The following is an 11,600-nucleotide window of genomic DNA, read 5'->3' on the forward strand; positions in this document are numbered from 1 at the left end:
ACATCCACCGGCATCAACTCCGCATCAGCCACCCGCGCCACCAACGCACCCGCCTGACCCCGCAACGCCTCCACACTCCGCCCCGACACCACCCATGGCACCACCCCCTCAACAGGCCGAACCACCTCAACCCGCTCAGACACCTCCGGAGCCTGCTCCACAATCACATGCGCATTGGTGCCGGAGATCCCGAAGGAGGACACCGCCGCCCGGCGGGGCCGGTCCAGTGCGGGCCAGGCGGTCGGCTCCGTGAGCAGCCGTACGCCGCTGCCTTCCCACTCCACATGCGGGGTCGGCTCGTCCAGGTGCAGGTTCGCGGGCAGGACCGCATGCTGCAAAGCCGTCACCATCTTGATGACGCCCGCCACTCCGGCGGCCGCGTGAGTGTGTCCGATGTGGGACTTCAACGAGCCCAGCAGCAGGGGCCGCTCGGCGGGGCGGTCCTGGCCGTAGGTAGCGATCAGCGCTTCGGCCTCGATCGGGTCGCCCAGCTTCGTACCGGTGCCGTGGGCCTCCACGACGTCCACATCGCCCGGCGACAGCTGGGCGCTTGCCAGGGCCTGGCCGATAACGCGCTCCTGGGCGACGTCGTTGGGCGCGGTCAGACCGTTCGAGGCGCCGTCCTGGTTGATCGCCGAGCCCCGGATCACCGCCATCACCCGGTGGCCGTTGCGCTGCGCGTCCGACAGCCGTTCCAGCACCACCAGGCCGACGCCCTCGGAGAAGCCGGTGCCGTCCGCGCTGGCCGCGAAGGACTTGCATCGGCCGTCCGGCGCCAGCGCCCGCTGCCGGGAGAACTCGGTGAACATGACGGGCGTGGCGAGCGAGGTGACGCCACCGCCCAGCGCCAGGGTGCATTCGCCCTGACGGAGCGCCTGGCAGGCGAGGTGGATGGCCACGAGCGAGGCGGAACACGCGGTGTCCACGGTCACCGCCGGTCCCTCCAAACCGAACGTGTAGGCCACCCGGCCCGAGATCACGCTGGTGAGTGTGCCCGTGGTGGCGTATCCCTCGAAGCCCTCGGGAATCCGGGGGGCCCGGGCCAGATAGTCCTGGCTGGACACTCCCGTATAGACCCCGGTGCGAGTGCCTTTCAGGGTGTCAGGGTCGATTCCGGCCCGTTCCAGCGCCTCCCAGGCGATTTCCAGGACCAGCCGCTGCTGCGGGTCCATCGCCAGCGCTTCCCTCGGGCTGATGCCGAAGAACGCGGCGTCGAATTGATCGGCCTCGACGAATCCGCCTTGGCGGACGCAACTCGTGCCGTAATGCTCGGGATCGGGGTGGTAGAGGTTGTCGAGATCCCAGCCACGGTTCGTGGGGAAGTCACCGATCGCGTCCACGCCCGAGCTGAGCAGATCCCACAATTCCTCGGGGGAGGTGACCCCGCCCGGGAAGCGGCAGGCCATACCCACCACGGCCACCGGCTCCTGGGCGCGCTCCTCCGCCGCCCGCAAACGCTGCCGGGTATCGTGCAGATCAGCGGAGACCCGCTTGAGATACTCGACCAGCTTCTCTTCGTTCGCCACTGGGGTCACCCGGCCTTCAGCATTCGTCGCGCCCGGTACATTCAGGACACACCAAGCTCGTTGTCGATAAAGTCAAGAACCTGATCCGCGGACGCGGACTCCAGCCTTTCCGCGATGTTCACCGCATCCGTCGACTTCTGCGTCGGGACCTTGCCTTCGGGGGAAAGCCGCTGCACCACATGGCGCGCGATGCCCTCCGGGGTCGGATATCTGAAGATGAGGGCCGCGGGCAGGCGCAGTCCGGTGGCCGCCGCGAGGCGGTCGCGCAATTCGACGGCGGTCAGGGACTCGAAGCCCAGCTCCTTGAAGCTGGCCTCGGCGTGCACCGCGTCGGGGTCGGTGTGTCCGAGCACGGTGGCGGCGTGCTGGCGGACCAGCTGGAGCACCGCCCGCTGCCGTTCGGCCGCCGACAGCCCCCTCAGCCGTGCGGTCCAGTCGGCCGACCGCGCACCGGCCACGGCGGCCGCGGTGCGCCGCCGCCCGCCCCGTACGCCACTCGGTACGCGTTCATCCACGCCATGTCCGCCCGAGGGCCGCAGCTGCTCGGGCGTGGCCGGGCGCAGCACAAGCGCGTCGATGGTGAGCACCGGTGCGCCCGCCGCGTCGGACACGGCCACCCGCATCCCACGCTCGCCGTCCGCGCCCTGCCGGTGTGGGGAGAGCCGGACCCGTACGGTCGTGGCGTCGGCCGCCCAAAGCGCCACGCCGTTCATCGTGAACGGCAGCCACAGCCGGTCGTCAGCCGGGCCATGATTCTCGTCGGACGCGAGCGCAGGTTGCAGGACCGCGTCCAGCAGGGCCGGGTGGATGCCGTACCCGCCCGGCTCTCCGGCGGCCTCCGGCAACTCCACCTCGGCCAGGACGTCCGTACCGTCGCGCCACATCGCGCGCACGCCCCGGAAGGCCGGGCCGTACACGTAGCCCGAGGCGGCGATCCGTTCGTACAGCCCGTCCGTCACCACCGGCCGCGCACCGGCCGGTGGCCATGTCCCGGGCTCGGCCACCACCTCGTCCGGCGCGGACGGGCGCAGTACGCCCGTGGCGTGGCACGTCCACGCCGTGAGCGCGCTGTCGCCGTCCGGGCGGGCGTACACGCGTACGTCACGCCGTCCGTCGTCGGCGGGGGCGCCCACCGCCACCTGCACGCGGAGGCCACCCGTGGCGGGCAGCGCCAACGGGGCCCGGAACGCCAGCTCTTCGACCTCACCGCAACCGGCCTCGTCGCCCGCCCGCAACACCCATTCCACCAGGGCGGCGCCCGGCACGAGCGCCACACCGCCCACCACATGCTCGCCCAGCCAGGGGTGTGTCCTCGGGGAGATACGCCCGGTCAGCATCAGGCCGCTGCCGTCGGCGCACTCCACGGCGGCGCCCAACAGGGGGTGTTCGGCGGAGGTGAGGCCGAGGTCGGCGGGGTCGCCGCCGCGCGAGGCGGGTGCGTCCAGCCAGTACCGTTCACGCTGGAACGCGTACGTGGGCAGCTCGACGGTACGGGGCGGCGGGTCGGCCGGGAACAGGGCGGCCCAGTCGACGTCCACCCCGGCGGTGAACGCCAGCCCCAGCGAGCGCGTCAGCTGCGCCCGGCCGCCGTGGTCGCGCCGCAGCGTCGGTACGGCGACGGCGGTGGCATCCGCCTCCTCGAAGCACTCGCGCATCCCCATGGTCAACACTGGATGGGTGCTGGCCTCGATGAACACGCGGTGGCCATCGGCCAGAAGTGCGTCGACCGCGTCGGCGAACCGTACTTGTTCGCGCAGGTTGCGCACCCAGTAGCCGGTGTCGAGGTCGGCGGGCCGGGCCCGGCCGCCGGTCACCGTCGAGTAGAACGCCACACCGGTGTCGGCCGAGGTGGCCGTACGGATGCCGTCCAGCAGTTGGGTCAGCTCCCGCGTGATCTCGTCTACCTGAGGGCTGTGGGAGGCGTAGTCCACCTCGATCAGCCGTGCGCGCTCCTCCCTCTCCTGGCATGCGGCCACCACAACCGCCACCTGTCCGGGCGGTCCGGACACCACCGTGGATCCGGGCCCGTTGACGACTGCCACCACGACCGCCGCGGCGCGGTCGCCCAGTTCGGTCAGCAGGTCGGACGCGGCCTCCCGGCCCAGTCCCAGCGAGGCCATGGCGCCGCCACCGGCCAGTCGGCACAGTGCCCGGCTGCGCAGGGCCACGACCTTCGCGCCGTCCTCCAGCGACAGCGCCCCCGCCACCACGGCGGCCGCGATCTCGCCCTGGCTGTGGCCCACGACGGCGGCCGGGCGCACTCCGTACTCCGCCCACACCGCCGCCAGCGACACCATCACGGCCCACAGCACGGGCTGCACCACATCGACCCGGCGCAGGTCGGCCGCTCCCTCGGTGCCGCGCAGCACGTCGGTGAGCGACCAGTCCACATGCGGCGCCAACGCCCGCTCACACTCCACCACCCGCCCCGCGAACACCACCGAAGTGTCGAGGAGTTCGGCGCCCATCCCCCGCCACTGCGATCCCTGCCCCGGGAACACCAGCACCGGGCCCGGGCCGCCCGCCGCCACGGCTCCGGGAGAGACCGCGCCGGGGCCCATGAGGCCCGGGTGGCTGTCACCGGCCGCCAGTGCGCGGACCGCCGCCATCAGCGTGTCGCGGTCGTCGCCGACCGCCACCGCCCGGTGTGCGAACGCCGACCGCGTGGCGACCAGCGACCAGCCCACCTCCGTGGCGGACGCGTCGGGTTCGGTGTCCAGTGCGGCGGCCAGCGCACGGGCCTGCCCGCGCAGCGCCTCCGCGCTGCGTGCCGACAGCACCCAGGGCGTGGGCCCGTCGCCGGGCGGAGCGCAGGTCGCGGCGTCCGGCTCCGGAGCCTGTTCGAGGATCAGATGGGCGTTGGTTCCGCTGATACCGAAGGAGGAGACACCCGCGCGGCGGGGGTGCTCGCCGGACGGCCACGCGACCGGTTCGGTGAGCAGGCGTACGTTGCCGCTGTTCCAATCGACGTGCGGGCTCGGCTGGTCGATGTGCAGGGTGGCGGGCAGCTGCCCGTGCCGCATGGCCATCACCATCTTGATGACGCCCGCCACTCCGGCTGCCGCCTGGGTGTGACCGATGTTCGACTTCATGGATCCGAGCCACAGGGGGCGGTCCGTTCGGCGCTCCTGCCCGTACGTGGCGAGCAGCGCCTGCGCCTCGATCGGGTCGCCCAGTGTGGTGCCGGTGCCGTGTGCTTCCACCGCGTCCACCTCGGACGGGCTCAGCCGGGCGGCGGCCAGGGCCCGGCGGATCACCCGTTGCTGCGACGGCCCGTTCGGCGCCGTCAGGCCGTTGGACGCGCCGTCCTGGTTGACCGCCGAGCCCCGGATCAGGGCCAGCACCGGGTGTCCTTCGCGCCGCGCGTCCGACAGCCGCTCCAGCAGCACCAGACCGGCGCCCTCGCCCCAGCCCGTGCCGTCCGCGGCCGCCGCGAACGGCTTGCACCGGCCGTCGGGGGCCAGGCCGCGCTGACGGGAGAAGCCGGTGAACATGCCCGGTGCGGACATCACGGCCACGCCGCCCGCCAGCGCCATGCGGCACTCCCGCTGCCGTAGCGCCTGGGCGGCCAGATGCAGGGCCACCAGCGACGACGAACACGCGGTGTCCACCGTCACCGCAGGCCCCTCCAGGCCGAGGGTGAAAGCGATGCGCCCGGACACCACGCTGGGCGTGCTGCCGGTCAGCAGATGGCCGTCGAACCCCTTCGGCGCCTCGTGCAGCCGTGGGCCGTAGTCCTGTGGTGTCACCCCGACGAACACACCGGTCGAGCTGCCCGCCAGCGCGTCGGGCCGGATGCCCGCGCGCTCGAACGCCTCCCACGCGGTCTCCAGCAGCAGCCGCTGCTGCGGGTCGGTGGCCAGGGCCTCGCGCGGGCTGATGCCGAAGAACTCGGCGTCGAAGTGCGCGGCGTCGTACAGGAATCCGCCCTCGTGGGCGTAGCTGGTGCCGGGGCGGTCCAGGTCCGGGTCGAAGAGGGCCGCCAGATCCCATCCCCGGTCCCCCGGGAACTCGCCGATGGCGTCCACGCTCTCGGCGAGCAGCCGCCACAGCGCCTCCGGTGTGTCGGCGCCGCCGGGGTAGCGGCAGCTCATGGCCACCACCGCGATGGGATCGTCGTCGGTGGCCGCAGTGGTGGCCGGTAGCGGCGTCGTCATTGGCATCGGGCTCGGCGGCGCGTCCGGGGTCCGGTCGGCGCGGGTGCGCAGATGGGCGACGACGGCCAGCGGCGTGGGATGGTCGAAGGTGAGCGTGGCGAGCAGGGGCAGGCCGGTGGATTCGCTCAGCCGCTCGCTCAGTTCCGTGGCCGCGAGGGAGTCGAAGCCCAGCTCCTTGAAGGTGAGGGCCGGGTCGATGGCCTCCGGGCCGGGGTGTCCCAGGACGGCGGCCGAGGCGTCGCGCACCACGTCCAGCAAGGCACGGTCGCGCTCCGCGCCGGTCAGCTCCGCCAGCCGCCCGGCCAGCGGCGCCGGGGTGGCCGCGCTGTCCGTGGCCGGGGCCGTGGGCTCCGCCCCGGGCCAGTAGCGCTGCCGCTGGAAGGCGTACGTCGGCAGGCCCGCCGGGCGGGAGCGGGGTCCGCCGAAGACCCGCTCCCAGTCGAGGTCGGCGCCGCGTACGTGTGCCTCGGCCATGGCGGTGGCGAAGGTACGCGCCTCCGGCCGGTCGCGTCGCAGAGCGGCCACGGCGAGGGGGCGCGGCCGGTCGGGGCGCTCCTCTGTGGCGGGGTGCTCGGCGAGGCATTCGCGGGCCATGGCAGTCAGCAGGGCGTCCGGTCCGAGTTCGAGGAAGGTGGTGACGTCCTCGGCTCGGAGAGTGTTCATTCCGGTGGCGAAGCGCACCGCGTCGCGGGCGTGGCGGGCCCAGTGGTCCGGGGAGGCAAGCTGTTCGGCGGTGGCGACACGGCCGGTCACATTGGAGACAACGGGAATGGCCGGTGCGGTGACGGTCAAGTCGGCTGCTACGGAGCGCAGTTCGCCGAGGATCCGGTCCATGTGCGGGGAGTGGAAGGCGTGGCTGACCTTCAGCAGATGCGCCTTGTGGCCGCGCTCCCGCCAGATGGCGGTGGTGTCGTGGACGGTGTCCCGGTCCCCGGAGACCACGACGGAGGCGGGTCCGTTGACGGCGGCGATGCCGATCCGGTCCTCCCGCCCGGCCAGCAGGTCAGCGGCTTCGTCCACGGTGGCCTGCCAGGCGGCCATCGCCCCGTCCGCCGTGACCGACTGCATGAGCCTGCCCCGGGCGGCCGCCAGTGCGCAGGCGTCGGGGAGGGAGAGCGCTCCGGCCACGTGCGCCGCGGCGATCTCGCCGACCGAGTGGCCCATCAGACAGTCGGCCGTCAGCCCCCAGGAGACCACCAGCCGGTACAGGGCGACTTCGATGGCGAACAGCGCGGGCTGGGTGTACGACGTGCGGTCGAGCAACGCCGCCCACGGCGTACCGGGGTCGGCGAACATGACGTCGCGCAGGGGCTGGTCGAGGTGCGGGGCAAGGGTGTCGCAGACCTCGTCCAGGGCCGCGGCGAAGACGGGGTGCGCGGCGTACAGCTCGCGGCCCATGCCGGGGCGCTGGCTGCCCTGGCCGCTGAAGAGCAGCGCGATCCCTCCCTCGGCCACCCGGCCCCGGACGAGTCCGGCGGTCTGTGTGCCCTGCGCGAGCGCGTCGAGTCCGCGCGTCAGCTCGTCGGGGTGGTGGCCGTCGCCGAGGAGTACGGCGCGGTGGGCGAAGGCGGTCCGGCTGGTAGCCAGCGCGTGGCCGATGTCCGCGTGGCCCATGTTCGCGGGGTCGATGTTCGCGGGGTCGTCGCCGGAGTGTGCGGCGAGGTGGTCGCGCAGCCGCCCGGCCTGGGCGCGCAGCGCCTCGGGGGTCCTGGCGGAGAGTGGCCACAGGACGACGGACGGGGACGGTGGCGGTGACACCGTGGCCGGAGCAGGCGCGGAGGCAGAAGCGGGCGGTTCGGCCAGCACCAGATGACAGTTGGTGCCGCCCATCCCGAAGGAGCTAACCCCGGCGACCAGCGGCCGATCCGGGCGTGGCCACGCGGCGAGTTCGTCGTGGACGCGCAGTCCGAGACGGGCCAGCGGAATGCGCGGGTTCGGGGTGGCGTAGTGGAGGCTGGGCGGGAGCTGCCGGTGGGTGATGCTGAGGACGCACTTGAGCAGTCCGACGATCCCGGCGGCGCCCTCCAGGTGGCCGACGTTGGTCTTGGCGGAGCCGACCGGCAGGGGGGCGTCCGCCGTACGGGCGCTGCCGAGGGCGGCGCCGAGCGCCGCGGCCTCGACGGGGTCGCCGACGGGCGTGCCGGTGCCGTGCAGTTCGACGTACTGGACGTCGCCCGGTGAGGTTCCGGCGCGCTGGTGGGCGAGCCGCACCACGGCTTCCTGCGCCTCCGGGCCGGGGGTGGTCAGGCCGTCGGTGGCTCCGTCGTTGTTGAGGGCGCTGCCACGGATCACGCAGTACACCGGGTCGCCGTCGCGCACCGCAGCGGCGAGGGGCTTGAGCAGGACGGCGCCGCCGCCCTCGCCGCGTACGAAGCCGTTGGCGCGGGCGTCGAAGGTGTGGCAGCGGCCGTCCGGGGAGAGTCCGCCGAACTGGGCCGCGGCGGCCTCCATGCTCTCCTCGGTGAGGATGAGATTGACACCACCGGCCAGCGCCAGGACGCACTCGTCGCGGCGCAGGCTCTCGCACGCCGTGTGGACGGCCACCAGGGACGAGGACTGCGCGGTGTCGACGGTGAGGCTCGGTCCGCGCAGCCCGTAGCCGTGGGAGATCCGGTTGGCGATGATGCTGCGGTGTACGCCGGTCATGGCGTGCCGAGTGCTCGCGAGGGGCCGGTGGTGGCGCAGCACGGCCGCGTACTCGTCCCAGATCGCGCCGACGAAGACACCGGTGGCGGTGTCCTTGAGCGTCTCGGGGCGGATTCCGGCGTCCTCGAACGCCTCCCAGCTGAGTTCGAGCATCAGCCGCTGCTGGGGGTCCATGGCCACCGCTTCGCGCGGCGGGATGCCGAAGAACTCGGCGTCGAACGTGTCGACGTGGTCCAGGAATCCGCCGTACCACGCAGGGGAAGGAGCCCCTGGGGTGCCGGGGTGGCGGCGGTCGGCGGGCATCGCGGTGATGGCGTGGCGGCCCTGCCGCAGCAGCCGCCAGAAGGCTGACGGGCTGGGTGCGTGGGGCAGTCGGCAAGCCATTCCCACGACGGCGATGGGTTCCGCGGGCTGAGGTGGCCGGGTGGGCGGGGCGCTAGCCATCACACCACGTACGGCGCTCGGAGTAGGCAGGGATGTGGTTGGTCATGGGCGGCACTCCCGCTCCGGATTGATGATCGGTGCGAGCACGTGGCCCATCGTGGGGCGCGGTTCTAAAGGCACACCAAATGCCCGCGGCCGGTCACTTTAGAGACGCGTTACCGCAACCCCGGACCATCGCTGAACAGGTGAGCCTTAGTGGTCACTTGACGGCCGATCGGAGCGCCGAGCACACAGGAGGAGTGCCATGACATCCCCATCACCCGCGCCGCCAGGCGGCCAGGTGTCGGATTACTACAGTTCGCTCGGACCGCTGCTGCAGATGGCGTGGGACGACAACTTCCACTTCGGCTACTGGGACGGTCCGTCCGACACCAGCTCGGTCCAGGAGGCCACGGACCGCTTCACCGATCTGCTCATCGAACGGCTGCGGGTGGGCCCGGGAGACCGGGTGCTGGATGTGGGCTGCGGTATCGGCAAGCCCGCGCTGCGGGTGGCGTCGACGACCGGGGCCGGTGTTCTGGGGATCACCATCAGCGAGCTTCAGGTCAGGCAGGCGACCGAAGCGGCGTGTGCCGCGCACATGTCCGACCAGGTGTCGTTCCGGTACGCCGACGCCATGGCCATGCCGCTCGGGGACGCGTCCTTCGACGCCGTACTCGCCTTCGAGTCCATCAACCATATGCACCGGCCCACGGCGCTGCGCGAGATGGCCCGGGTGCTGGTGCCCGGTGGCCGGCTGGTGCTGACGGATGTGACTCCGCCGGGCGATGACAGCTATCAGCCGGAGAACGATCCCGGTGCGGTCACCTCGCTGACCCGGATGGGCGACTGGCCCGGCCTGATCAGCGACGCCGGTCTGGTGCTGGACGAGCTGACGGACGTCACCGAGCACACCAAGGACACCGCCAACCGCATGATCGACGGCATCCTGAAGTGCCGCCGGGAGTTCGAGGAGCGGCACGGGGTCAGTGTGCAGGAAGTGCTCGACTCCGCGAAGTCGGCGCTGCCCACGGTGCCCAGTGCCGGTTGCGCGATCGTGGTGGCCCACAAGCTTTGACCAAGGATTCCGGGGCCGGTTTCCACGGGGCGGCCGGCCCCTGAAGTCCCGCAATTATCCACTTCTCATCAACGGCACCGATTCGACGCGGCTTTGGGCATGGCGCGCTTGAACCCGTCGACTCGATCAGCGTATTGTCATTCGCTGACCGCTACTCGAGGCCGACGATATCCGGACCCTGATCTTCCACACGGCATCGAAATGCGCGCCTTTCCCCGCGAGAGCGCCTCTAGGGCGCATCTATCCGGATTCTAGGTGAGGTGGGTAGTCATAGGAACCGCTTAGAACGAAGGGCACCTGCCAGGGGCAGTGAACTGCGGATTCGTGGTTTCTGAATCACCGGCAGGTCCGTGATAAAGAGGGGTGAGTAATGGCAGTCGCGAACGACGTGAGTAAGCGGAACCGGCAGCACTGTCCGTCCCCGTGCGGCGATAAACAGCTGGTCCACTTCCCACAGGCGGGCGGCTCGGCGGCACGTACGCGACGTAGGCCCGCACATTCGTTCGTCTCCAACAGACAGGCACCACCCCCGGACGGGCACGGAAAAACGAACAATCTCGCGGGGATTTCCGGCAACGGGGCCGACTGTCCCATGACCGCACGCATCGGCGACTGGGACGGGGCAAGCAGTGCGATATGAGATCATGGGACCTCTCCGCGTGGTCGAGGACGGACGGAAATTATCCATCAGGGCGCGGAAGATCGAAGTCCTGTTGACCGTCCTCCTGGTCCGCGCGGATCAAGTGGTCCCGATCGACCAGCTCATCACGGAGATCTGGGGCCAGGACCCGCCTCGCCGGGCGATCGCGGGCCTTCATGTGTATGTCTCCCAGATTCGCAAGTTCCTGCGCCGACCTCATCAGAGCGAAAGCCCGGTTATCACCCGCCCTCCGGGATACGTCCTGCGGCTGGGGCCGGATGATCTCGACTTCCACTGTTTCGAACGGCTGGTGGGCGAGGGCCGGGATCATCTCCGGGAGCGACGCTACAAGCAGGCCACGGCCAGCTTCGAAAGCGCGCTCGACCTCTGGCGCGATCCCCTGCTGGACGATGTGTGCCACGGGCCGATTCTCGAGGGATTTCAGACCTGGCTGAAGGAAGCCCGTCTGGAATGCGTCGAGATGCTGACCGATTCACGGCTGATGCTCGGGCGCCACCGTGAGCTGGTGAGTGATCTGTACCAGCTGACCACCGAGCATCCGCTGCGGGAGGCGCTGCATCGTCAGCTGATGCTGGCGCTCTACCGCTGCGGCCGCCGGGCGGACGCCCTGCATGTGTATCAGGCGGCCCGGAAGACGCTCAACGAGGAACTCGGGCTCGAACCGTGCCGGGCCCTCCAGGACATGCAGCGGGCCATCCTCACCTCGGATGACCGGCTCGAACTGCACGTTCCCGCGTAAAGAGGTGAACAGGTGACGGAACAGAGCACATATTTTCCCGACGGCGGCCCGATCGAGGTCATCCTCGAAGGCGGGCCGGACGATCTCCCCCGGGCGCATCGGACCGGTCAGTCGTCCCTTGCCACCCGGAAGCTCAAAATCCAGCACCGCAACGGATACGAGCATTTCGAACTCGTTGACGGCGACCTCATCCCGGTGGTCTTTCGCTGGATCATGCGCACCAAAATCGCCGAGTAGCCACCGGGCTCGGAAAACCTCCGACGAGGGGGTGGGGGGCCGCGGGGGGCAAGGGGCGGGCCCCCCCCTCCGCGGGACCGGGCCCCCGGGCTCAGGGTGGAGAAGTAGGAAGTTCACACCTGGTTAAAACAAA

5 protein-coding genes are annotated in these 11,600 nt (G+C 71.2%); 3 read left to right on the top strand and 2 right to left on the bottom strand.

The genetic code is table 11. The features are described from left to right. On the bottom strand, positions 1–1,535 hold a 1,535-nt coding region (locus ACWC5C_RS41715; RefSeq protein WP_450884532.1), incomplete at its 3' end, for a type I polyketide synthase. Positions 1,536–1,567: 32 nt separating this feature from the next. Next, entirely contained in the window at positions 1,568–8,773 is a 7,206-nt protein-coding gene (locus ACWC5C_RS41720) for a type I polyketide synthase (protein ID WP_450884534.1), read from the bottom strand. 244 nt (positions 8,774–9,017) lie between these two features. Here ACWC5C_RS41720 and ACWC5C_RS41725 point away from each other — a divergent pair, with 244 nt between their 5' ends. From ACWC5C_RS41725 to ACWC5C_RS41735, 3 genes are all read left to right on the top strand, one after another. After that, on the top strand, positions 9,018–9,830 hold the full coding sequence (locus ACWC5C_RS41725; protein ID WP_450884536.1) for an SAM-dependent methyltransferase: 813 nt from the start codon (positions 9,018–9,020) through the stop codon (positions 9,828–9,830). Positions 9,831–10,489: 659 nt separating this feature from the next. Then, the gene (locus ACWC5C_RS41730; RefSeq protein ID WP_450884538.1) at positions 10,490–11,230 is read left to right on the top strand and encodes an AfsR/SARP family transcriptional regulator; all 741 of its coding nucleotides are present in this window, start codon (positions 10,490–10,492) and stop codon (positions 11,228–11,230) included. 12 nt (positions 11,231–11,242) lie between these two features. Beyond that, on the top strand, positions 11,243–11,467 hold the full coding sequence (locus ACWC5C_RS41735; protein ID WP_385448958.1) for a DUF5988 family protein: 225 nt from the start codon (positions 11,243–11,245) through the stop codon (positions 11,465–11,467). Positions 11,468–11,600: the final 133 nt, after the last annotated feature.

The sequence above is a fragment of the Streptomyces sp. NPDC001700 genome (assembly GCF_053596435.1).

Bases quoted from the DNA above. Each gene is read 5' to 3' on its own strand.
- ACWC5C_RS41720 (WP_450884534.1), bottom strand. From the start codon at position 8,773: ATGGCTAGCGCCCCGCCCACCCGGCCACCTCAGCCCGCGGAACCCATC.
- ACWC5C_RS41725 (WP_450884536.1), top strand. From the start codon at position 9,018: ATGACATCCCCATCACCCGCGCCGCCAGGCGGCCAGGTGTCGGATTAC.